The sequence below is a fragment of the Priestia abyssalis genome (genome assembly GCF_002019595.1).
In the GTDB taxonomy this organism is placed as follows: Bacteria; Bacillota; Bacilli; order Bacillales; family Bacillaceae_H; genus Bacillus_BA; species Bacillus_BA abyssalis.
In genome coordinates this window covers 552,845-576,138 of record NZ_KV917369.1, presented here as the reverse complement: position 1 = coordinate 576,138, position 23,294 = coordinate 552,845, and the positions used below count along the sequence as shown (strand labels likewise).

Sequence of the window (23,294 nt, the reverse complement as noted above, 5' to 3'; positions counted from 1 at the left end):
TAGTTCCTCCTATTTCACGCTGTTTGCGGTTCCTTGTTTTTCTTGTAAATATTTAGCCACAAAGCTGGTTGTCGTATTACCTGAACGGAATGCGGGATGTGCTGCTACTTCTTGCAGCATCGGAATATTTGTTTTAATTCCAGAGACCTGATAGTGGGCCAACGCATCTTGCAGACGATTAATCGCCTCATCGCGATCCTTTCCTTTTACAACAAGCTTCGCAATCATAGGGTCATAAAAAGGCGTAACAACCGATTGGCCGTGTACAGCTAATTCATGTCGAACTCCAGGACCTTCAGGTAATACTAATTCCGTAATGGTCCCCGGAGATGGAAAAAATGTTTTAGGATCCTCCGCATAGATTCTAACTTCAATCGCATGGCCCTCACGTTTAATATCAGCCTGCGTAAAGCCCAATGAATCACCCGCTGCAATTCGAAGCTGCTCTGCCACCAAATCCAATCCGGTAATCTCTTCCGTCACTGGATGTTCTACTTGTAATCTTGTATTCATTTCAAGGAAATAAAAATTTTTATCGGCATCTACTAAAAATTCGATTGTTCCAGCATTATGATAACCTAGTGACTTTGCAGCTTTAACCGCTGCTTCTCCCATCCTGGCACGAGTTTCATCATCAAGAAATGGTGAAGGAGCTTCCTCTACCACTTTCTGATGGCGACGCTGCACCGAGCATTCGCGCTCCCATAAATAAACAGTATCTCCAAATTTATCAGCCAAAATTTGAATCTCAATATGCCGTGGATTTTCTACATATTTCTCTACATACATAGCACCATCACCAAAAAAGTCTGTCGCTCGCTTTTGGTTCCCTCCAAACGCCTTTCGAATTTCATCTGCGCTGCGAACAACCTGCATCCCGATTCCGCCCCCGCCTGCTGAAGCTTTGAGCATAGCCGGGTAGCCCATGCGGTCGGCCACTTGCACTGCTTCCTCCGCATCCGCTAATGGATACGTTATACCAGGAACGACTGGAACACCGGCTTGTTCCATCGCTTTGCGTGATTCAATTTTGCTGCCCATGCGAGAAATAACTTCAGGAGAAGGACCGATGAATACAAGACCCTCTTCCTCGCAACGACGAGCAAATTCAGTATTCTCTGAGAGAAGACCATATCCTGGGTGGATGGCTTCAGCTTCGGATAATCGGGCAACTTCTAGAATTTTATCGATGTTTAAATAGCTCTCGGCTACTCGCGGACCTCCAATTAAATAGGCCTCATCTGCCATTTTGACATGCGGTGCCTCCATATCGGCTTCCGAGTATACCCCAACCGTAAAAATACCTAGTGACTTGCACGTCCGCATAACCCGAACTGCGATTTCTCCTCTATTAGCGACCAAAACCTTTTTAAACATACTTTTCCTCCCTTTATCCAATCTTTTAAATGAGAGTTTCCCTTTGCAAGTTCAGAATCCGATTTGCATCCTCACGAAGCCTAAATTTTTGGATTTTACCGGATGCAGTCATGGGAAAATCGGAACAAAACTCGATATAACGCGGGATTTTAAAGCGTGATATTTTCCCTTCACAATATTCCCGAACTTCCTCGGCAGTCGCGGTCATCCCTTCTTTTAAACGAATCCATGCCATCACTTCTTCTCCGTATTTCTCGTCCGGAACCCCAACAATCTGGACATCCAACACTTTCGGATGCGTGTAAAGGAACTCTTCAATCTCGCGGGGATAAATATTTTCACCTCCGCGTATGATCATATCTTTTAAACGGCCTGTAATTTTACAGTATCCGTTCTCGTCCATAACAGCCAGGTCCCCCGTATGCAGCCATCCATCTTGATCGATCGCGTCCTTCGTTGCTTCCGGGTTTTTGTAATAGCCTTTCATGACATGATAACCACGAGTACAAAGCTCGCCTTGGACCCCAAATGGAACCTCTTCGTTTGTTAATGGATCTACAATTTTGACTTCCACATTCGGTAAAGCACGACCGACGGTGCTTACCCTTAATTCAATTGGATCATTCGTTCGAGTTTGTGTAATGCCAGGAGAGGCTTCGGTCTGGCCGTAAACAATGGTAATTTCGCTTGCTCCCATCTTCTCTGTAACCGCCCTCATGACTTCGATCGGGCAAGGAGAACCTGCCATGATCCCTGTTCGTAAAGAAGATAAATCAAATTGATCAAAGTCTGGATGATTTAATTCGGCAATAAACATGGTAGGAACTCCGTGCAAAGCGGTGCATTTCTCGTTTTGTACGGCCTTTAGAACCGACAAAACATCGAAATCTTGAATCGGGACCATAGTTGCTCCAACACTTACACAAGCCATCGTGCCAAGTACGCAACCAAAACAGTGGAAAAAAGGCACCGGTATGCACATGCGATCCTCATAAGTCAAATTCATACACGTTGCTATATTGGCCGCATTGTTGACTAAGTTTGCATGAGTGAGCATGACACCTTTAGGGAATCCGGTTGTACCGGATGTGTATTGCATATTAATCACATCATCCGGGTCAAGAGAAGACATTCTTTCGTCTAATAGATGATTACTGACTTCTTCTCCCATTTCTAAAATGTCCGACCATAGGAACATCCCCGGATAGCGGGTTTCCCCCAGCACGATTACATTCTTTAAAAAAGGAAGTTTCTCTGATTGCAGACAACCGGGTGCGGATGTTTTTAACTCCGGAATGATTTCGTAGAGTGTTTCAATATAAGAAACCCCTCGATACGAGTCCATTAAAACTAACGTAGTAGAGTCAGACTGCTTTAATAAATATTCAAGTTCGGCGGCACGATAATTTGTATTTACCGTAACGAGAACAGCCCCCATCTTTCCCGTAGCGAATTGGGTCGTCACCCATTCCGGGTGATTAGAAGCCCAGATGGCTATATGATCACCCTTTTTAATACCTAACTTCATATAGCCCTTAGCTGCTTGTCTGCAAAGATGATCGAACTGTTTATAGGTATAGCGAATATTTCTGTCTGGATAGACAACGGCTTCGTGCTCAGGTCGCTCATTCGCTACTTGTTCCAGCAATTTTCCTAGCGTGATATGCATTACCTCACTCATACAGGAGATCCACCTCTTTAAAAGATAATATTCTGTACCTTTTTCTTAGCAGCCGATTTCACTTGCAATAACCATACGTTGTACTTCGGAAGTTCCTTCACCGATTTCTAAAAGTTTAGCGTCACGGAAGAACCGCTCCACTTGATACTCCTTCATATAGCCATAACCGCCGTGGATCTGTACGGCTTGATCGCAAACTCTCATACAAATTTCAGAAGCATATAATTTAGCCATCGCCGCTTCCTTTTTAAATGCTCGTCCTTGATCTTTTAACCATGCCGCTTTATAAACCATATTGCGGGCCAATTCAATATTCATAGCCATATCGGCCAATTTAAATTGAATGGCTTGAAATGCAGATATGCTTTTACCAAATTGTTTTCGTTCTTTTGCATACTGAAGCGATTTTTCATAAGCTCCTTGCGCAATGCCAACAGCCATCGCCCCAATTCCAATTCTTCCTCCATCAAGAGTAGCTAAAAATTGCTTAAACCCATTTCCTTCTACACCAAGGAGATTCCCTCTGGGAACGCTTACATTTTCCAACACTAACTCCGTTGTGTTCGAGGCGTGAAGGCCCATCTTTTCATAATTATCAATGACAGTAAATCCCGGAGCATCAGTAGGTACAATAAACGCACTAATCCCATTCGTTCCTTTTGAACGATCCGTTACAGCAGTGACCGCCACATTTTTAGCATAACTGGCATTCGTAATAAAACATTTAGAGCCGGAAAGCACCCATTGATTCCCGTCAAGAACTGCTGTCGTTTGTGTCCCTCCTGCGTCAGAACCAGCATTCGGTTCAGTCAAGCCAAAAGCTCCCAGGTACTCACCTGTACAAATTGGTGTTAAGTATTTCTCCTTTTGTTCATGTGTGCCAAATAAATGGATAGGTGCTCCCCCTAAAGAAATATGGGCAGAATAAGTAATTCCTGTCGATCCACAAACTCGACTTAACTCTTCAACAACGATTGCAAAGCTGATTGTATCTGCCTCACCGCCTCCATATTGTTCAGGAAAAGGAAGACCCATCATCCCCAACTCCGCTAATTTCTCAAATATCTCCTTTGGAAATTCACCTGTACGATCTCTCTGGTCTGCACCCGGCGCGACTTCAGCTTCCGCAAAGTCCCTAATCAATTTACGTATCATGGCTTGTTCTTTCGTTAAATCAAAATTCATTCATCTTCAATCCTTTCTTTTTTCACTTTTTGAAATCGATTGAGCGATTACGCTGCATTAGAAGAATAACAATACAAATCCAATATGATTACTTGGTTAAGAGGGAATTTATATCCCAAATTTTCTAATGAGAATCTAATGATGAACTTATTCGCTTGTTTTTTAAACTTTCTAACAATTCAATTATAACAACCAGAAAATGTTATACCATGTTCACCCTCATGAAAATTAACAGAAAAAATTTGTGGTTTTTACACAAAAAAATATTGTTGATATATATATATAGGTCCTATTTAATTTTTTAACATTCGCCATCGCTTCTTGCTCTATTTACGCCTTTCTGTTCTTCTATCTCGAATAAGCTCACAAAGGTTCTCGTATAAGCGGCTGACAAGAGCCCTTAATGTCGCTTGTCAGCCGCTTATGCGTAAATAATTTAACACGGGCGTTCTTTGTCCGTGTTAAATTATTTATGTGGATTTATATAGTTGCATATTTCTTTAAATCTATTAACATAGTTAATAAAGAAAGCGTTTTCTTCATATCAAAGAAAATCAAATGCCGATAGATAAGGATGATGAAAATGAAAGACACTTTAACTCACCGACAACTCCAATCTTTAATCCATGTTTCCAATGTAATAAATTCATCATTAGATATCGATACCATTATTGATTCAATTATGATTGAAACGATTTCTGCCGTAGATGCCGCGGGCGGCGGATCTTTATGGCTATATGATACTAATCAAAACTGTCTGATTGCTCAATCAGCTCAAGGCCTATTTTATCCGCAGATTTTTAGACAAATTAGACTAAAAGCTGGTGAATCAATGACTGGTATGACCTTCGCTGCCAGAAAAGGCCTTATTTTTCCTAATGAGGGAGAAATCAAAAAAGCTCTGACAACGTTATCCGCACATAATTATGATTTATTAAGAAGCTCTATTCCAAACAATTTTCATTTTACATCTGTCATTTGTTCTCCCATTCTGCTAAAAGGTGACTGCATTGGGGTTATTACTTTGGACTCTTTTCAACTATCTTTACACTTTAAACAAGAGGACATTAATCTTTTGGAAGCGATTTGCCATCAAGCTGCCATAGCTTTGGAGAAGTCCAGCCTTTATCAGGAAAAAGAGAGAACCGTATACAAGCTTTCCCATTCTATTGAGATACACCGGAATTTAGCCAATCTTGTTTTACAGGGGGAAGGCCTTCATTCAATCATTACATATATACATCAAACAATCGGTCAACACACTCTGCTATTTGATGATTTAGGCGAATTAATCGCTTCAGCCTATGATTCTTCCCTTTCCAATGATATTCTTAATTTTATTAAACAACAGGCTAAACATATCATCGGATCACTTGAAAATTCCCGCTCTGTTGCAGAAATTGAGATAGATGGAAAGCACTATCAATTAGTTGTATTATCCCTTGGACCAAAACCTAAATCTCTTGGTATATTAATCATCCTTTCCACCAAGCAAATGAGTGAATTGGATATCTCAGCTCTTGAACACGCCTGTACTGTCATTTCCCTTGAATTAGTCAAAGAACAGGCCATATTTGATACCCAACAAAGGCTGAAGGGAGAATTAGTCACTAAGCTTTTTTCAGGACAAATGGATGAAACGATTATTCAAAAAGCAAAGAATTTAAATTTTGACCCGACTCGAAACTATATCGCTCTCATTATTAATTTTGACAATATCTCAAATAAGCCAAAAAATCTTGAGGATAGTATGATGAGGAATATTATACAAATGTCTAATCAAGTATTCTTTGAAAAACATCTGCAAGGCATAGCAGTAAGGAATGACAATCAAATCGTAGTCCTTCTCTCCTTTCATTCAAAGGTATCTTCCTCTACTATTATCTCTCGAACAAAAGAGCTGGCGAAATGGTTTCAGCAGGAGATTGATGTAAAAAATGACAAAACAGATGTTGCCATTGGCATCGGAAGGGTTAAGAAAGGGTTGCTTCATGTTCATAGGTCATTGCAAGAAGCTGCACAGTGCTTAAAGTTTATACAAAACTATCATTTTGACAATAAGGTCATTAGTTATACAGATCTTGGTGTTCAGAGATTCATACTGCAAAATTCGGAAGAAGAATTGATTGATTTTATTCACGAAGTGTTAGGCCCCCTCATTGAATATGAACAATTGCGAAAAGGAGAACTCTTAACAACTCTTTTCGTTTATTTAGAACAGAATCAAAACGCGAAGAAAACTTCAGATGCCTTGCATGTCCATACGAACACCTTAAACTACCGCTTAAAACGAATTGAAGAAATTCTCTTAATAAACCTGACGGATAGTAAACAACTATTCAATATTCATTTAGCAATAAGTATATATCAGTATATAAAAAATAAAGTCAACTAACCATCAGTAGGGGGCTTCATCCCCTCTGATGGTTAGTTGACTTATCGGGCTTTTACGGGCAGTGATCCCCCACTTAAACATCTCCGACAACTAAAGAACGAAGTCTAAAAACGCAAGTCAATATCCACGTCTTCGCTAGCACATCTTGTGCGTCAGAAGCGGGGGGTCTTACTGCCCGTTAATGCGGGATAAATCTTCCTTACAAAATATATAAATTGATTTAGAAAATTCGACATGACCAAAGGATAGTCATGTCAAATTTCCTAAAAAAAATCCCTCCAACAATTCGTTGGAAGGCTAAATAGGTTATATTTAGGAATGTTGAAGGTTACATTTACTTTTATGGTTGCATGTATAATAAATTAGTTATGGTTTGATTAAGAGATGGAACGTGCTTCTTGCTTGCTCAATTCCTTTTCCAATTGGGCAATCCGTCCATCAATGGTATTGCGGTGGTAAGAGGAATTGACTTGATGTTCAAGACGGTCTAAATATGACTCCATTTCCTCAAAGCGAGTGAATGGTTTGGCAGAATAATTTGTATCCAGCACTTGATTCATACGGTGGTGGGCACGTGCGACATTCTCGCGCCCCATTAGTTCCATCCGTTTAATGTGCATATCTTTCAATTTGTGTTTCATTTCTTCGTATTTCTGCTCGAGTTCATCTAACTGCTTTGTTGCTTGTTGAAGCGATTCATTTAATTTGGCTGCACGCTCTTCGTATTGTGCCTGCTCATTTAACGCAAACTGATGCAATTCGCTTTCCCCCGCTTGTGAAGCAATCTCGGCTTGATGCTTGCGTTTCCCCGCCATTTCGCTTGCGTGGCGATATTCACGTGTGAATTCTTCTTTCAGTAAGTATTGACGTTCCACAAGCTTTCGTACTTTTTCCGTTTCCTGCTCACATTGACGTAAATATTGATTTAATAGAGCAATCGGATTTTTTTGTTCCTTTTGGTCTAATAGTTCATGAAAATCAGCAGCTACTGCATTTTTAATGCGTGTAAATAAATTCATTTTTCCTTCTCTCCTTTATTCAGATATTGTTCAAAAAATCCGGGAAACATGACGGTCGAATTTACTTGTACAGGAAGTACGGATCCGACGTTCTTCCCAGGACGCGGCGGTTCTTATCCGGGCGGCATCATCTGGCCTCTCCGCCCTTTTTAATCCTGCATTATTGATTAATTTCGTTTTAATTCCGCCCATTGTTTTTCAAAGTTTACAAACGGATCAGATTCTTCTTTTACAAGTTCTTTGTTTTCATTCCATTTCTTATAAATGACATACAGCACATAAGCTGCGACAAACCCTAAAATCGCCGGCACATTCGAAACGGAAGCCATAAGGGCAATGATTCCGATACCTGCCCATAACACTTTGCGAAAAGTCGTTTCTGCTTTTAAAAACTGTTTGGCAGTGAAATACAGAACCGCTAAACCGATTGCCAGTGCCACCATTGGAGCAAGGTTGGCGAATAGAACCACAGCCGCAATTCCTCCCAGTAAAAGCAAACCCAATTTTTTCATTCTCTTTTTCCTCCTTTCGTCTTTCCTATGTCTCTATCCTACCTGGATTTCAAAGAAGCTATAACGAGCCTGAGCTTTATTTTCATCTAAGACCTGAGGCGTACAGGTACACGGGACCTTATAAATGATAAAAAGAAAAAGGTGATTCAACGAAGGAAAACTCCTTTATGTTGAATCACCCTGCAGGATACATCGATTTCTTTTTAAATTAGGCAGCGACAGAATTTTGTCTTTGTTTCAACAAATAATGCAAAAGCGCTTTGCACTGCGGCAGCGACACTCCAATCATCGGACCTAAGAAGAAGGCGATGAAAATAGTCCCAATTCCAACAGGTCCTCCTAATAGCCAGCCAAAGAAAAATACGATGATTTCAGTTCCGTTTCGTACCCATTTAACGCTCCATCCCGTTTTTTCGACGATGATTAACATCAATCCGTCCCGGGGACCGGCTCCTAAACCCGGCGCAACATACAGCCCGATTCCATAGCCAATCACGATGACGCCGATGGTGAAAACTGCTGTTTTAACCCACATGCTTTCAGGATCGGGCAAAACGTAATTAAAAAAGTCAATAAACCCTCCTAATAGAAGCATATTTAATACCGCTCCTATTTTAGGGAGTGATTTCGTTACGAGCGATGTCATCAGCAATATGATAAACCCGGCGATGATGGCCCATGTTCCAATTGTCAACCCAAACTGTAAGAACAGCCCATAATGGAAGACATCCCACGGCCCGATGCCAAGGTCTTTCCCTTTAATGGTCAATGCAACTCCAAAAGCCAATACAATAAGCCCTAAAATAAAAAAAGACCAGCGAATGATGGTTTCTCTCTTCATCGTGATTCCCTTCTTTCACGTTTAAAAAATTATCCTTGAATACTATACCATATAAACGATCATAGAGTCAGAGATTCATCTCTATTTTAAATGTGAATTGCTTCCATAAACTTTATTATCCTTTTACCTTTCAACATGAGTAATACAGTTTCAATATGGAATATCTTGTTTTGATACCATTTATTCTCTTTTATCCATAAATATCCTGATTTATCTAAAACTGATGACAAAAACACACCTCTATTATATAATAACAATCAATAAATGATATCTGTTATAAAACACGATGAAAATATGATTGTAAAGGGCATTTCTGTAAACGTTTTACCATTTCACTTTAACTTTTATACGCATTTTGAGAAGCATTCAGCCAGCTTAATTTCAAACAATCAATGGGATGAAATTTAAAGGAGGGTTACTATGAGTACAAAAATAGTTATTAAACGAACAGTCCCTAACTACCTTCAGTTTTATAAAAATCTACCGCCGAAAAGTTGTGTTGATTGCGGCCATGTCGTTATCGAGCAGCATGAATCCTACTCGACTAAATGCGAACATTGCTTAAGTAAAGACCATGAATAGGAGAAAAATAGGAGGCGATTAATATGTCAAATTTGATTCTCAAGCATTACTTTCTCGAAGAAATTGAGAGAATTAGAATTGAAGATGCTTTATTGAATTGTCACTCAGAAAGGGAAGATGATTTCTTAGAAATGGACGACTGTGAAATCCTTGATTTATATCACAAGTATGTGAAAGGCCCTTCTCTTGCTGAGAATAGACAATTCTAATAGCTCATAATTTATTAAGAGGTTAGTGCCTTAATATCCTTTTATATCGTGGTTTTTATCTTACTGCCTGCTCTCAGCGCACCAAAAAAAAGGAGGAATGCAACCTTCTGTACATTCCCCCATATTATCTTAATAACTCGATACATCTTCATTCCATCGAGAGATATTCACAACCTTTGATTCAAACCACTTGAACCCCCTCTTAAAGGTCCACCTATGCGGATGGCGCCAACCCGATAAGGGGGTGGCAGCCGCTTAGGTCTAGAAAATTGGGGATGGCCGCTCTTTGGCCATCCCCAATTTTCTACATCGATCCTATATCAGTATATATACTCTCTCCGGCCGCCCTACAACCCCATATGACAAATCGGCCGCCACATCTCCTTTGGAGACGAGATACTCCAAATATCTTCTCGCAGTCGAACGGCTCGCTCCAATTTCCTTTCCTACTTCATCCGCCGTTAATCCGTCGGATCGTTTTCGAATAACGTCTGACACTTTTTCTAATGTTAACCGATCAATTCCTTTTGGCAGGTACGATATTTTCTCTTCAACTTTCCTACTTTTAAGCATTAGCTCATCTATTTTTTCTTGATTGACGGATTCTTTTTCAATAATCCACTTTTCTACTTTTTCACGATAGTTTTTATAGTTTGATAGCGTTTGTTCAAATCGCTGAAAAATAACTGGTTTAATGATATAATCAAATATCCCTTGACCAATCGCTTCCCTTACCGACTCCACTTCTTTTCCAGCGGTAATCATAATAACATCCGTCGAATGATGATGCTTAATATATCGAAGTAGATCCAGCCCATTCATATCCGGGAAATACATATCAAGCAATACTAGATCCGGACAGAGAATATCCAGTTGTTCTTTTGCTTCCTCTTCGTTCGTTGCAACCCCCACTACTTCATAGCCATGGATTTTTTCTATAAATCGGCGGTTAATTTCCGCGATGCGATGATCATCTTCTATAATTAACACTGATATCCATTGCTCAGTTTGTTTGTATACCATGATGCTCCCTCCGTTTCAGCTCTGCCCTATGTTTAGGAATTGCTACTGTAAATACCGTTCCTAAAGCAGCCCCCCGATCAAACGTAATATATCCCCCTAATCTTTCAATCGACTGCTTAACAAGCGCTAAACCAAAACCGCGATTTTCTTCCGATTTTGTGGAAAATCCCATTTCAAAAATGTTGTCTGCCTGTTCCTCGGATATACCAATCCCATTATCTTCTACTTCAATAATTAAGTCTTCTCCCAAATCTGTAAAAAACACTTTAACATCCCTGGTTGGTAAAGCGTTTTCAAAAGTAGCTTCCATCGCATTATCAATCAAATTACCGATAATTGTCACAAGAGAACTCCTGTCCACTGATTGTGGAACATCCTTAAAGCTGCTCTCGCGATCGATTTCCAATTGCACTTTCAATTCGCTTGCTCTATTGAATTTTCCAATCAATAATCCTCCAATCATTGGATCGGGGATTTCCTTCATAATAAATTGAAACAGGTTTTGATGAATATCGGACTCTCTTGTAATGAGTTCAATGGCTTCCTGATACGACTCTAATTGAATGAGTCCTGATATCATATACAACTTGTTCGAATACTCATGAGTCTGTGCTCTTAACGCTTCTGCATAACGCTTTACTTGAGAGAGTTCCTCTGTCAGCCTGTACAATTCAGACTTATTCCGGAAGCTTGCGACCGCTCCAATGACCTCTCCATCATGGCTGAGTACAGGGAGGCGATTGGCTACGACGATATTTTCAACTATCATCATCTCCTGGTCATATTCTGCCTGTCCTGTTCTAATCACTTCCAGCAAACGGGAGTTTGGCAGAATATCTAAAATTTTCCTCCCAAGTATCGGGTTTCCTTCCTCTAAATCAAGGAACTCCAGAGCCGTATGATTGATCATCGTAATATGTCCTTGTGCATTGACCGCAATGAGCCCTTCTCTAATGGATTCAAGGATGGCTTGTTTTTCCATATATAATCGGCCGATTTCCTTCGGCTTCAAACCAAACAGCGCCTTGTCGACACCATATGCAATCATCATGGCGCCAAAGGCTCCCACCATTAAAATTAAAAGAGCAAATAAAATGATTCTATTTCGATAAACATCCGTCGTTTCTTCAATATCACTTATTGAAAATCCAACGGACACGACACCAATCACTTGTTTTTCTTCATTAAAAACAGGGGCTTTTCCCCTTAAAGAAGGACCAAGCGAACCAATCGCTTCAGAAATAATGGACTTCCCTTTTAATACCTCCCCATTATCTCCCCCAACCATTTTTTTCCCTAGTCGTTCAGGAATCGGATGGGAATAACGAATGCCCTCTTTATTTCCTACTACAATAAATTCAGCTCCAGTCTTTTTGCGAATGTTTTCGGCAAACGGCTGGATAATTTGTGAAGGATCTGAACTGTCAAACCCCTTCTGCACTTCAGGGGTTGATGCAATGGTTTCCGCTAAGGTCAATGCCCTTTGTCCAATCTGTTCTTTTATCATTTTTACTTCCATATCATGAAAAATGGCTCCCATGATGATGACAACAGAAAATAAGAGCGATCCGATAAGCAAAATCAATTTATGATGTAATCTCAAAGTCGCTTTCCTCCTTCTCTCCTCTATTTTAATCTGAAAATTTGGTTTATTCAAAACAAAAAAAAGACACATGGCTCACTTTTTGTCAGCACGTGTCTTTTTTTAATTATCCTTCTACTGTCACGACTACTTTCTTCCCTCTTACTTTCATTAATACAGGTACTAAAATCCAGGCTGCCGCAATCAGTAAAAAGACCAGCGAGATCGGCTTTTCGATGAAAATCATAAAGTCGCCATTTGAAGCCGTTAAAGCTCTTCGCATATTATTCTCAATCATTGGCCCTAACACAAGCCCCAATACAAGAGGGGCAAGCGGATAATCATGTTTCGCCAGAAAATAGCCGGCCAATCCACATCCCATTAACAAAAGTAAATCAAAGGTGCTAACCTGTACGGCGTACACTCCGAAAACGGAAATCGCAACAATGATAGGAAGCAAGTATTTAGGCGGTGTTTGAATGATTTTCGCAAATACTTTCACAAGCGGCATGTTCAACACTAAAAGCATGACGTTGCCGATAAACATACTCGCAATCAGTCCCCATGCCACTTGTGGATGATCTTCAAATAATAATGGGCCCGGCTGGACATTGTACATGATTAGCGCTCCCATTAAAATCGCGGTTGTTCCCGATCCCGGGATTCCTAAAGTCAACAGCGGAATCATCGCTCCTCCTGATGCTGCATTGTTGGCAGATTCCGGTGCAGCAACCCCTTCGATTGCTCCTTGACCAAACTTAGAAGCATTTTTACTGATTTTCTTTTCCAAACTATAAGAGAAAAAGGAAGCGAGCGTCGCTCCTGCGCCCGGTAAAATTCCGATGAAGAAACCGAGCAGTGATCCGCGTAAAATAGGAGCGGAGCTGTCTTTTAAATCCTTTTTTGTTGGGAGAATACGGGTAATCTTATTCACTTCTCCATCATTTTGTTCTCTTTCTAAGATAGCTTTAAAAACCTCTCCCAATGCAAACAAACCTACCGCTACCGTTAAGAATTCTAATCCTTGGTAAAGAACCGGGATATCATACGTAAAACGGGCAACACCTGAGACATTATCCATGCCGATTGTAGCGAGCAGCAACCCAAACACCGTCATCATCAGCGCTTTAGTAGTGGAGTTTCCTGCCAAACCGCTCACGGCACATAGCCCTAAAATCATAAGAGCAAAATATTCGGCTGGACCAAACTTCAGTGCTACATCTGATAAAGGCTGAGCCAAGAAGACCAGGGCGATAATGGATACAATCGCAGCGACAAACGAACCGATTGCTGCAATCGATAAAGCCGCTCCCGCTCTTCCCTGTTTTGCCATTTGGTATCCGTCCAATGCTGTTACAACCGATGATGATTCCCCTGGTGTATTCAGCAAAATCGATGTTGTAGACCCTCCGTACATGGCTCCATAATATACACCCGCCAATAAAATAATCGAACTTGCAGCGGCTTCTTCAGGTCCGAGTCCGCTTGTTAACGTAGCCGTGACCGGAATCAGCAGCGCCACTCCGCTCATCGGTCCAATTCCAGGCAGTACTCCGACAGCTGTTCCAATTAATACCCCGAAAAATGCAAAAGCTAGATTGTACCATATAAAAGCCGTTTCAAAGCCATTCAACAAATAGTGAAGCGCTTCCATTCTTCTCCCTCCTCTCTATATCCCCAGCCAAATAGGAAAACCAGGTAACGAACCTTTCAGTACTTCGACAAAAAGAAAATAAATACCGTAAGAGAACACCCCTGAGATAACAATAGATGAAATCCATTTTCCTTTTTCCATCGTTTGAAACCCAATTAACAAAAATACAAATGTTCCAATAACATATCCGATATCTTCGAGGAAATAAGCATACGCTACAGCTGAAATAAAGATAATGAAAAAGCGTTTATAGTCATAAGAAACCTTCTCTTTTCCTTTTTGGACATATCTCAATGTTTCCACAAATAAACGAATGCTCAATAAAATTAAAATGATGCCAAGTCCCATCGGGAAAATATCTGGTCCAACATTACTCCCATATGCACTCTCTGAAATTTTCCGGCTCTCAAAAATGAAGCCTGCTCCGATAATTAAAAAAATAAAACTCGCATAGCGGTCAAACTGCTTGCTCATAGTCCACCCTCCTTTTGTCAACAGAATTATTTACTACCTGATAGAGCAGTATAGGTTCGCCCCAAAAGGGCAAGGCACTTTTGGGGTGAATTTATTTAACTCGTTATTTTTGCATACCAAGAGCTGTTAACAATTCTGTGATTAATTTTTCTTGCTCTTCTAAATAACTCTTAAACTCATCAGCATTTTTATATTCGCCTACCCAAGCGTTTGTCTCCAATTCTTTTTTCCATTCTTCACTTTCAGACAGCGCTTTTAACTTCTCGCTCCAGAATTTGAATGCTTCTTCTGACATGTCTTTTGGGCCGAACACTCCGCGCCAAATGATGAATTCAGCGTCGATGCCTTGCTCCTTCATTGTAGGAACCTCTTGCAGATCACCCGTTAAACGCTCTGGAGCAGAAACGGCCAACACTTTTATTTTCCCTGCCTTTACATACTCACCTACACTTGATGCATCTGTCGCAATTACATCTGCATTTCCTCCGAGTAAAGCTGCAATCGCTTCTCCGCCGCCGTCATACGATACGTATTTCATTTGTTTAGGGTCTACTCCCGCTTTGAATGCCGGCAGTACCGCTACTAAATGATCCATTGAACCAGGTGCAGAGCCGCCGGCAACGGTGAAGTTCTCTGGGTTCGCCTTTAAATCTTCCATTAAAGTTTTCAGGTCATTATACTTAGAATCCGCGGGTACGACGATGGCTCCATAATCCTTCAACAATTGAGCCAATGGAGTTGTATCTTTATATCCGTAAGGGCTGTTTCCTTCTTTCTTTAAATTATTAATAAGAATAGGCGGTGAATTGACGAACAATTTGTAATCATCCTTTGTATCCTTTGTTGCATATTCGGCCATGAATACAGCGCCGCCTCCTCCCGGTTTATTTTCAACAGTCATCGTTTGTTCGACCAGCTTTGTTTCAGCTGCCACTTTTGCCACGGATCTTGCTGTCTTATCCCAACCGCCGCCAGCTCCTGATGGTGCAACGACTACAATTGGTTTCTCAGGATACGAGCTCGTTTCAGCAGGCTTAGATGTTTCAGAGGCCCCTCCTCCACAGGCCGCTAAACCAAACGTCATTACTCCAGCCATCATTGTTAAAGCCCATCTCTTTTTTGTTTTCATTGTATTACCCCCTTGTTTTTTGAAAGCGTTTACTTCAATAACTGAATCATAGCAATCAATAGTCAGAATTTACACATTATTAAAATAAGAGAAATAAAACTCATAAAGAGGATTTTGTTCATTTTGCTCATGAGGATGACCTACAAGGGCAAAAACAAGCCCTTGTAGGTCATCCTCATAAAAGGCCCCGTCATGAAAATCCAGTAAATTCAAGGGATTTCGTGACGGAGCCTTTTATTAAAAATCATTTTTTACAATCTATTCGAGCCTTATGGGACAACCCCATGAACAAACAAAAACACTTCCCTAACTCGGAAAGTGTTTTTGTTTAGCGCTCTCATTTTTTGGTACTATATATGCCATGATAAGGCTGTATAGATAATATCTTCTGTATTTTATTCAATATCCTTCTACTGCGCTTTCTTTTGCAAACTAGAATGGTCAACCTCTTGTTCCGACTTCTTTCGTTCAAGATATAAGGATTTGAATAGGGAAATGCTTATGAAAATCATGATAACCGTAAATGGAAGCGCAGCAATTAATGCTACTGTTTGTACTGCTCCCAATCCACCGCTAACAATTAAAACAGCCGTAATTGCTGCTACCAATACACCCCAAATGGCTTTTACAGCATTTGATGGATTTTCATCTCCATCCGATGTCATGATTCCCAGTACATATACTGTCGAATCTGCTGATGTGACAAGGAAAATCATAATAAGCACAAGCATAAGGACAGATAGTACACCATAAAGCGGAAATTGCTGCAAGAAAACAAATATAGCGGTAGTAACATCTTTAGAAACAGCCTCCGCAAGCGCCGTATTCTGGAATAAATCCATATATAATCCGGTTCCGCCAAAGATGGCCATCCACATAAAGGCAATTACCGGAGGGATAATCAATACGCCAATCACAAACTCCCGAATGGTTCTTCCTCTTGAGATACGGGCAACAAATGAACCAACGAACGGAGACCACGTAATGACCCATGCCCAATAAAAAACGGTCCAGTCATGCACCCATGTATCACCTGAATAAGGTGTTAAATAAAAGGTCATTTCCACGAAATGATCAAGGTAATCGCCAACGGCAAGGACAAAGCTTTCTAAAATAAAAACAGTGGGCCCCTTGAACAGGAAAAACAGCATAAATCCGATAACCAGTACCATATTCGTGTTACTTAAAAACTTAATTCCTTTCTCAACTCCGGTGATTGCGGATAACATATAAAGCGCAAATAGGATACCGACAATCGCAACTGGCATCCATGCATGATCCGGAAAGGAAAATACATAGTTCAGCCCGGCATTAATTTGCAAAACACCCATGCCCAATGATGTAGCAACCCCTGTAACTGTCGCAATGACAGCGAGAATGTTCACGGTCTTCTTCAAAGAGCGGCGCCCCTTTTTAGGAGTCACACCCTCAAGAGTTTCACTAACGAGCAATTTGCTTTTTTTACGGAACTGAAAATAAGCAAGAGCTAGTCCAACGATTGTAAAAACGGACCACTGATGGATTCCCCAGTTAAAGAAAGAGTAACGCATCGCCACACGTGCTGCTTCTGCAGAGTTTGGTTCAATTCCAGGAAGAGGCGGGTTCGCAAAATGAGTTAGCGGTTCGGCAACTCCCCAAAAGACAATACCGGCACCGAACCCTGCGGCGAATAGCATACTAATCCATGCAAAGAAAGAAAACTCCGGCTTCTCATGCTCTTGTCCAAGTTTAATCTTGCCGTATTTACTGAAAGCAAGAAAGAGAAGCAAGGCAACAAATCCTGCAACGGATGCTAAATAAAACCATCCGAATGAATGATTTATAAAGCCCGAAATAGCAGAAGCATTTTTTGCAAGACTCTCAGGAGAGAGTGCTCCCCAAAGTGTAAAAAGTGTGACAATAACGGCTGACACTACGAAAACTGGATTATTATAAAATGTCCGTTCTTTGCTTTTCCTCAAATAAACCACCCTTTATTGGTTTTTATTCTCCATTTGCAACAGAAATTTTAAATGAACTCCATCATCTTGATACAGGTTCCCTGACTGGATATCCTTTCAAAGTAATTTGAATTTGATGAAAGGGCCTTTCTCTCTATTCAACCGCTTTTTCACCAAAGAGATATTTCTTGGTAAAATTTTCAAATTTTCAGATATTTTGATACATCTAGAAAGGGAAACGTCCCTCTATGGCGCCTTCCCTTTCTGTTTCTCTATTGATACTATATATATTCGACTTAAATAACTCGACACAGCTTCATTTGATCGAGAAACATTCACAATCGGTTATTTAGACCACTTGAATTGGTTCTCAAAGGTTAGAAAATTGGACATGGCTGTTCTTTGGTCATGTCCAATTTTCTAAATCGATCTATATAGTTACAAGTTAAAACAAACCACTTTCGGTTCTGTCATTTCATGGATTGCAAATTTGATGCCTTCTCGTCCTAAACCCGATTTTTTCATTCCGCCGAACGGCATCGCATCAATTCGGTAATCGCTGCTGTCATTAATCATGATACCACCCACATCCATTTTTCCAATCGCTTTGTGAGCTTTTCTGATATCATTCGTGAAAATTCCCGCTTGCAAACCATAATTAACATCATTCGACTTTTCAATGGCCGTGTCAAGATCGGCAACCGAATAAAGAAGAACAACCGGACCGAAGATTTCTTCTTTTGCAATCGTGCAGTCTTCTGGCACATTGGTTAAGACAGTCGGCGAGTAGAAAGCTCCATTGCGTTCTCCACCTGTTAATAGTGCAGCGCCTTTTCCAATCGCTTCATTGACCATTTTTTCAACCCGAATCGCTTCCTTTTCCGTAATAAGCGGCCCCATATCCGTTAGCTCAGATTGTTTGTCACCAACGCGATATTGTTTGGTACGCTCGACAAATGCCTTTTGAAAATTGTCCATAATGCTTTCTTGGATATAGATTCGCTGAACACCAAGGCAGTTTTGGCCGGCCGCCCAAAAAGCTCCGGAAACCGTTGATTCGACGGCATCTTCCAAATCTGCATCCTCCAATACAATAACAGGTGAATTGGAACCGAGCTCCATGCTGATTTTTTTCAAGCCTGCTTTACGAGTAATTTCTTCTCCCGCCTCAAGTCCACCGGTAAAGGAAATCATTCGAATGGCAGGATGTGTGACAAGCGTGTCACCAATTTCGCCTCCGTAACCTGTTATAACGGATAACACCTTTGGAGGAAGGGCAGCTTCTGAAAACGCTTCTGCAAGTAAAAGGGCGCTTAATGGCGTGACCGTTGCCGGTTTGACAATAATCGCATTGCCTGACGCAATTGCCGGCCCTACTTTATGTGCAACAAGGTTTAATGGATCATTGAAAGGTGTAATCGCACCAATAATGCCGATTGGAACCTGACGATAATATCCGACCCGATTCTCGCTTCCAGGCATTTGATCGAAAGGAATTGTTTCTCCGTGAATTCTTCTTGCTTCTTCTGCACTGATACGAAGCGTTTGAATACATCTTGTCACTTCTTTTGTCGCTTCACGGATGGTTTTGCTGCCTTCCCTTGCAATCGTTCGTGCATACTTCTCCTTGTTTGCCTCAATATAATCTGCAGCTTTATAAATGACAGCCATCCGTTCATGTACAGGCATCGCAGCAGCAATCTTTGCTCCTTCTTTCGCTTCTTCGATGCAAGTAAGCATATCTTCCGCTGAAGCCGCAGGAACTGTATCAATGATACTGTTATCCTGCGGATCACGAACTTTAATGACCCGATCACGACTTATCCACTGACCTGCAAAATACATCTTTCCACCAGCAACTTGTACTGTCATCAACATTACCGCCTCTCTATAAATGTGTGTTCAAAAAGGAGGACAACCTCTATAATTAAGTAGTTACTAGCTTTCTTTCGCGATTAATATTAATTAAATCGATTAAAAGAGAGAATCCCGTTTCAACTTTACCGGCACCCGCACCGCTTAATGTCACGGTCCCTAAAAGGTCGCATTCATACGTAATCGCATTAACAGCACCGTTGATTGATGCCAGCGGATCGGTCACATCAACTTTTTCTGGAGCAATTGAGGCAATCATTTCCCCGCCTTCTTTACGGGCTTTGGCCAATAGCTTCCAGCGCTTTCCTTCCGCTTTCGCTTCCTCAATATCTTTTAATGTGATGTCTTTGATTCCTTTGCATGATACCTCTTCTACTGTCAGGGGCGCGTTCATGACATAGTTTGATAAAATGACAATTTTGTATCTTGCATCATATCCTTCTACATCGCTTGTAGGATCTGCCTCTGCATAGCCAAGCTCCTGCGCCTCTTTCAATGCTTCTTCATATGACACGCCTTCGGTTTCCATTTTCGTTAAAATGTAATTGGTCGTGCCATTTAAAATACCGCGTATTTCTGTAATGTCATTCCCCGCAAGAGTCGCAATCGGCATGCGTAATGAAGGTGTCCCGCTCATGACCGTTCCTTCGAATCCCCAATAAACGCCATGTTTTTTGGCAACTTCAGAAAGCTCTTTGTACGCCAGCGCAACAGGTCCTTTGTTTGTCATGACCACATTTTTTCCGCTCTCGAATGCTGCTTTACAATGGTCGATTGCCGGCTGTCCTGTTTTGACGTCTGTATAGGAAACTTCAATAATCGTATCGGCGTTCGTTTCACGAATCGTTTTCAGGCTGTCCCATCCTGTTACAAGCCCCGGTGTTTTTGGATAGTTTTCGAGACTCCCTGTTTCTTTTAATACGTTTAAAACCGTATCGATATCCAGGCCGTTCGGATGATAAATAGACCCTTTCATTAAATCCGAAATCGCCACAATTTCAGATTCAAATCCTTCATCCTGCTTTAACGCTTCTTTTTTATCACGCAGGATTTCAGCTAATCCCTGCCCGACTACACCAAATCCAATAAATGCTAGTTTATGCGCCATTTGTTTGCACCTCCAAAGTTTTTTTATTCGGCAAAGTGACTTCCCCCGTTAAAAACTTTACCGCCGTTTGAGCAAGAATGGCTGCCCCGACCGGCAAACATGTTTCGTCAATATCAAATATCGGTGTATGTAAATCTCTTTGACTTCCATCTTTTTGTGCGCATCCGAGGAAGAACATGGAGCCTGGGAGTTTTTGTGTTACATAACCGAAATCTTCTCCGCCCAGCCCGAATGGACGTCTCGTAACCGTGAACTGCGGATACAGTTCTTCAATAGCTTCTATAATCCAGCTGTTTACAATAGCACTGTTGTTTAGGGCAGGCTCGCCTCTTTCGACCTCAAATGAATAACGGCCGCCTAAATTCTCCACTATTGAAAACGCTTTCTTTAATTCTGATGCTAATAAATTGCGAACTTCCGGTGTATAACTGCGCATCGTTCCGTCAATCGAGACTTCTGTCGGAATGATATTGCTTGCGGTTCCAGCATGTACTTGGCCAATCGTTACAACCGCCGCATCTAATGCAGAGACTCTGCGCGCCACAATGCCATGTAATGTCTGCATAACAGGTCCAAGCATCCAAATAGGATCGGTTCCAAGTTCCGGATAGGCCCCGTGTCCGCCCGTTCCATAAATTTTCCCTCTAAATACATCAACATTTGCCATGCTGTAGCCATCGTTCACTTGAACTTCCCCTACCGGAAGCCATGGGCACATGTGCAGGGCAATTGCCGCATCCACATCGTCATATGCACCTGCTTTCACCATATACGGAGATCCTGAAAGTCCGTTTTCATCCGTACTTTCCTCTGCCGGTTGAAAGATGAACTTAACGGTTCCTCTTAATTGACCCTTTTGAAAGGCATCTGCAAGAGTATGGGCAACGCCCAGCAAAATGGCCGTATGTGCATCATGGCCGCACGCATGCATGACACCCTCATTTTGTGAACAATAGCTTTCTTTATTTTCTTCTGTAATCGGCAAAGCATCGATATCGGCCCGAATCGCGATGGTCGGCCCTTCACCTGACGTCAATGTCCCGACAACACTCGTTTCTGTTCCAATTCCTATTTCAACTTTTATTCCATCTATGCTTCGTAACGCTTCAGCAACAAATCGAGAGGTCTCGAACTCCTGAAAGCTAAGTTCGGGATGCTGATGAAATGTGCGACGCCATTCAACTAGTTTATCAGACAGTTGATTTAGTTGTTCAACTACAGGATGATGGTTTGGCATCTACCGTTCCCTTCCTTCTATCAAACGATTCATGAATCTCTATTAACAAGCAATATAGCCCCCGCTTCCGACGCACAGGGTGTGCTAACGAAAACTTGTGAAGTTACACACGGATGCATGGGCAAAGACTTGATACTCTTAATCTTTGATTCTCACTCATCCCTTTTTTACTTTTCGCTTCTTAATAAGCGGGGGTAACTGCCTGTAAAAGTTCGATAAGATCAACTCCCCATCAGCGGGTGAGGAGAATTTCCTTTATTCATTGAACTTTCAAAGCATTTTCAGCGTAGCTGAATGCTTGCTCGAAATCTGCGATGATATCTTCAATCTCTTCAATCCCGCAAGAGATACGGATAAGCCCTTCGGGAATTCCTACTGCCGCACGTTCTTCCGGTGTACATTCCACGTGGCTTGTTGTACGAGCTGGTCCAACCGTTGTTTCAACGGCACCAAGGTTTGCAGCGCGGTGAGCATATTGTAATTTCGGAAGAAGCTCTCTTACCGTATCAACTCCGCCTTTAACCGCAAAGCTAAGCATGCCGCCAAAATCTTTCATTTGCTTTTTCGCAATCTCGTGATTTGGATGAGTTTCAAGCCCCGGGTAATAAACAGCTTCTACAATGTCTTTTGTTTGCAAATATTTTGCAAGAGCCATTGCATTTGCCGATTGCTGACGAACGCGAAGGTGAAGTGTCTTCATACCGCGTAAAGTCAAATAAGCTGCCATTGGATCCATTGTCGCTCCATTGATTTCACGGAAGTGATAAATTTTTTCAACAAGCTCATGTGAACCGCATACCACACCGCCTAATGCATCTGCATGACCGCCAAGGAATTTCGTTGCACTATGGATAACCAAGTCTACTCCAAATTGAAGCGGGTTTTGGTTGACCGGAGTTCCGAACGTATTATCAATCACGACAAGCGCCCCTGCTTCACGGCCCGCTTTTGCCATGCGCTCAATGTCCGTGATTTTAACCGTTGGATTTGTCGGTGTTTCCAAATATAAAATTTTGCATCCTTTCGCTACTTCTGCTTCAATTTGCTCATGGTTTCCTGTTTCACAAAGTGTCACTTCAATTTGCTGGCGAGGAAGGAATTCTGTAAAGATTTTGTTCGTTCCACCGTATGTATCTTTCATTGATACAATGCGATCGCCAGGAACTAGAAATGTGGATAATGTATTGCTGATAGCAGCCATTCCTGTTGAAAAGCTTGTTGCTGCTTCTGCGCCTTCAAGGATTTTTACTTTGTCTTCAAATGCTTGAACCGTCGGGTTTGTGTTACGCCCATAAATATGCCCTTTTTTCTTTCCGATCGCTACATCATACCACTCATCCATATCATCGTAATTGTAAGCGACGCTAAGAACGACCGGTACTTGTGTTGCCCCGTGAACTAAATATTCTTTTTCGCCTGCCCATACTGCTTTTGTACCTAATCTTGCGTTATTGTTTGTCATATGACCACT

General features: G+C 41.4%; 19 protein-coding genes. 3 read left to right on the top strand and 16 right to left on the bottom strand.

Going from position 1 to position 23,294, the window contains the following annotated elements; genetic code table 11:
• Positions 1 to 9: 9 nt before the first annotated feature.
• Genes BK575_RS02810 through BK575_RS02800 form a run of 3 tightly spaced genes read right to left on the bottom strand, consistent with a single transcriptional unit; the run spans position 10 to position 4,243 of the window.
• On the bottom strand, positions 10 to 1,377 hold the full coding sequence (locus BK575_RS02810; RefSeq protein ID WP_078408813.1) for an acetyl-CoA carboxylase biotin carboxylase subunit: 1,368 nt from the start codon (positions 1,375 to 1,377) through the stop codon (positions 10 to 12).
• A gap of 25 nt (positions 1,378 to 1,402) precedes the next feature.
• Entirely contained in the window at positions 1,403 to 3,058 is a 1,656-nt protein-coding gene (locus tag BK575_RS02805; RefSeq protein ID WP_078408812.1) for an AMP-binding protein, read from the bottom strand.
• Positions 3,059 to 3,103: 45 nt separating this feature from the next.
• On the bottom strand, positions 3,104 to 4,243 hold the full coding sequence (locus BK575_RS02800) for an acyl-CoA dehydrogenase (RefSeq protein WP_078408811.1): 1,140 nt from the start codon (positions 4,241 to 4,243) through the stop codon (positions 3,104 to 3,106).
• Between the two features lie 583 nt (positions 4,244 to 4,826).
• On the opposite strand from BK575_RS02800, the gene BK575_RS02795 reads away from it, so the two are divergent.
• Entirely contained in the window at positions 4,827 to 6,638 is a 1,812-nt protein-coding gene (locus tag BK575_RS02795) for a helix-turn-helix domain-containing protein (protein ID WP_169907503.1), read from the top strand.
• Between the two features lie 377 nt (positions 6,639 to 7,015).
• On the opposite strand, the gene BK575_RS02790 is transcribed toward BK575_RS02795, so the two are convergent.
• From BK575_RS02790 to BK575_RS02780, 3 genes are all read right to left on the bottom strand, one after another.
• Positions 7,016 to 7,657 carry a PspA/IM30 family protein gene (locus tag BK575_RS02790; RefSeq protein ID WP_078408809.1) on the bottom strand — a complete coding sequence of 214 codons (642 nt, stop codon included), beginning with the start codon at positions 7,655 to 7,657 and terminating at the stop codon, positions 7,016 to 7,018.
• A gap of 167 nt (positions 7,658 to 7,824) precedes the next feature.
• Complete coding sequence (locus BK575_RS02785) at positions 7,825 to 8,169, bottom strand: lmo0954 family membrane protein (RefSeq protein WP_078408808.1); 345 nt, start codon at positions 8,167 to 8,169, stop codon at positions 7,825 to 7,827.
• A gap of 208 nt (positions 8,170 to 8,377) precedes the next feature.
• On the bottom strand, positions 8,378 to 9,010 hold the full coding sequence (locus tag BK575_RS02780; protein WP_078408807.1) for a YczE/YyaS/YitT family protein: 633 nt from the start codon (positions 9,008 to 9,010) through the stop codon (positions 8,378 to 8,380).
• A 420-nt stretch (positions 9,011 to 9,430) separates the two neighbouring features.
• Here BK575_RS02780 and yhfH point away from each other — a divergent pair, with 420 nt between their 5' ends.
• On the top strand, positions 9,431 to 9,592 hold the full coding sequence (gene yhfH, locus BK575_RS02775) for a protein YhfH (protein WP_078408806.1): 162 nt from the start codon (positions 9,431 to 9,433) through the stop codon (positions 9,590 to 9,592).
• A 23-nt stretch (positions 9,593 to 9,615) separates the two neighbouring features.
• Complete coding sequence (locus tag BK575_RS02770; RefSeq protein ID WP_078408805.1) at positions 9,616 to 9,801, top strand: hypothetical protein; 186 nt, start codon at positions 9,616 to 9,618, stop codon at positions 9,799 to 9,801.
• Between the two features lie 315 nt (positions 9,802 to 10,116).
• Here BK575_RS02770 and BK575_RS02765 read toward each other — a convergent pair whose 3' ends face one another.
• The 10 genes from BK575_RS02765 to BK575_RS02720 all read right to left on the bottom strand — a co-directional run bounded on the left by BK575_RS02765 (position 10,117) and on the right by BK575_RS02720 (position 23,285).
• The gene (locus tag BK575_RS02765) at positions 10,117 to 10,824 is read right to left on the bottom strand and encodes a response regulator (protein WP_078408804.1); all 708 of its coding nucleotides are present in this window, start codon (positions 10,822 to 10,824) and stop codon (positions 10,117 to 10,119) included.
• On the bottom strand, positions 10,805 to 12,427 hold the full coding sequence (locus BK575_RS02760; RefSeq protein WP_078408803.1) for an ATP-binding protein: 1,623 nt from the start codon (positions 12,425 to 12,427) through the stop codon (positions 10,805 to 10,807). The genes BK575_RS02765 and BK575_RS02760 overlap by 20 nt, the downstream gene beginning before the upstream one ends.
• A 106-nt stretch (positions 12,428 to 12,533) precedes the next feature.
• Positions 12,534 to 14,060 (bottom strand): tripartite tricarboxylate transporter permease, encoded by a 1,527-nt coding sequence (locus BK575_RS02755; RefSeq protein ID WP_078408802.1) that lies wholly within the window; start codon positions 14,058 to 14,060, stop codon positions 12,534 to 12,536.
• 15 nt (positions 14,061 to 14,075) lie between these two features.
• Positions 14,076 to 14,534: a tripartite tricarboxylate transporter TctB family protein gene (locus tag BK575_RS02750; protein ID WP_078408801.1), complete on the bottom strand. Its 459-nt coding sequence runs from the start codon at positions 14,532 to 14,534 to the stop codon at positions 14,076 to 14,078.
• Between the two features lie 103 nt (positions 14,535 to 14,637).
• Positions 14,638 to 15,663: a Bug family tripartite tricarboxylate transporter substrate binding protein gene (locus BK575_RS02745; RefSeq protein WP_078408800.1), complete on the bottom strand. Its 1,026-nt coding sequence runs from the start codon at positions 15,661 to 15,663 to the stop codon at positions 14,638 to 14,640.
• A gap of 410 nt (positions 15,664 to 16,073) precedes the next feature.
• Complete coding sequence (locus BK575_RS02740; protein WP_078408799.1) at positions 16,074 to 17,624, bottom strand: BCCT family transporter; 1,551 nt, start codon at positions 17,622 to 17,624, stop codon at positions 16,074 to 16,076.
• A 417-nt stretch (positions 17,625 to 18,041) separates the two neighbouring features.
• The gene (locus BK575_RS02735) at positions 18,042 to 19,475 is read right to left on the bottom strand and encodes an aldehyde dehydrogenase family protein (RefSeq protein WP_078408798.1); all 1,434 of its coding nucleotides are present in this window, start codon (positions 19,473 to 19,475) and stop codon (positions 18,042 to 18,044) included.
• 55 nt (positions 19,476 to 19,530) lie between these two features.
• Entirely contained in the window at positions 19,531 to 20,586 is a 1,056-nt protein-coding gene (locus tag BK575_RS02730; RefSeq protein WP_078408797.1) for a homoserine dehydrogenase, read from the bottom strand.
• Complete coding sequence (locus BK575_RS02725; RefSeq protein ID WP_078408796.1) at positions 20,576 to 21,823, bottom strand: M20 metallopeptidase family protein; 1,248 nt, start codon at positions 21,821 to 21,823, stop codon at positions 20,576 to 20,578. The genes BK575_RS02730 and BK575_RS02725 overlap by 11 nt, the downstream gene beginning before the upstream one ends.
• Before the next feature lie 259 nt (positions 21,824 to 22,082).
• The gene (locus tag BK575_RS02720; RefSeq protein ID WP_078408795.1) at positions 22,083 to 23,285 is read right to left on the bottom strand and encodes a cystathionine gamma-synthase family protein; all 1,203 of its coding nucleotides are present in this window, start codon (positions 23,283 to 23,285) and stop codon (positions 22,083 to 22,085) included.
• Positions 23,286 to 23,294 lie beyond the last annotated feature (9 nt).

What these genes read in the sequence shown, in the direction of transcription:
- BK575_RS02810 (WP_078408813.1), bottom strand. Translation starts at nt 1,377, where the DNA reads ATGTTTAAAAAGGTTTTGGTCGCTAATAGAGGAGAAATCGCAGTTCGG.
- BK575_RS02805 (WP_078408812.1), bottom strand. Translation starts at nt 3,058, where the DNA reads ATGAGTGAGGTAATGCATATCACGCTAGGAAAATTGCTGGAACAAGTA.
- BK575_RS02800 (WP_078408811.1), bottom strand. Translation starts at nt 4,243, where the DNA reads ATGAATTTTGATTTAACGAAAGAACAAGCCATGATACGTAAATTGATT.
- BK575_RS02795 (WP_169907503.1), top strand. Translation starts at nt 4,827, where the DNA reads ATGAAAGACACTTTAACTCACCGACAACTCCAATCTTTAATCCATGTT.
- BK575_RS02790 (WP_078408809.1), bottom strand. Translation starts at nt 7,657, where the DNA reads ATGAATTTATTTACACGCATTAAAAATGCAGTAGCTGCTGATTTTCAT.
- BK575_RS02785 (WP_078408808.1), bottom strand. Translation starts at nt 8,169, where the DNA reads ATGAAAAAATTGGGTTTGCTTTTACTGGGAGGAATTGCGGCTGTGGTT.
- BK575_RS02780 (WP_078408807.1), bottom strand. Translation starts at nt 9,010, where the DNA reads ATGAAGAGAGAAACCATCATTCGCTGGTCTTTTTTTATTTTAGGGCTT.
- yhfH (WP_078408806.1), top strand. Translation starts at nt 9,431, where the DNA reads ATGAGTACAAAAATAGTTATTAAACGAACAGTCCCTAACTACCTTCAG.
- BK575_RS02770 (WP_078408805.1), top strand. Translation starts at nt 9,616, where the DNA reads ATGTCAAATTTGATTCTCAAGCATTACTTTCTCGAAGAAATTGAGAGA.
- BK575_RS02765 (WP_078408804.1), bottom strand. Translation starts at nt 10,824, where the DNA reads ATGGTATACAAACAAACTGAGCAATGGATATCAGTGTTAATTATAGAA.
- BK575_RS02755 (WP_078408802.1), bottom strand. Translation starts at nt 14,060, where the DNA reads ATGGAAGCGCTTCACTATTTGTTGAATGGCTTTGAAACGGCTTTTATA.
- BK575_RS02750 (WP_078408801.1), bottom strand. Translation starts at nt 14,534, where the DNA reads ATGAGCAAGCAGTTTGACCGCTATGCGAGTTTTATTTTTTTAATTATC.
- BK575_RS02745 (WP_078408800.1), bottom strand. Translation starts at nt 15,663, where the DNA reads ATGAAAACAAAAAAGAGATGGGCTTTAACAATGATGGCTGGAGTAATG.
- BK575_RS02735 (WP_078408798.1), bottom strand. Translation starts at nt 19,475, where the DNA reads ATGACAGTACAAGTTGCTGGTGGAAAGATGTATTTTGCAGGTCAGTGG.
- BK575_RS02730 (WP_078408797.1), bottom strand. Translation starts at nt 20,586, where the DNA reads ATGGCGCATAAACTAGCATTTATTGGATTTGGTGTAGTCGGGCAGGGA.
- BK575_RS02725 (WP_078408796.1), bottom strand. Translation starts at nt 21,823, where the DNA reads ATGCCAAACCATCATCCTGTAGTTGAACAACTAAATCAACTGTCTGAT.
- BK575_RS02720 (WP_078408795.1), bottom strand. Translation starts at nt 23,285, where the DNA reads ATGACAAACAATAACGCAAGATTAGGTACAAAAGCAGTATGGGCAGGC.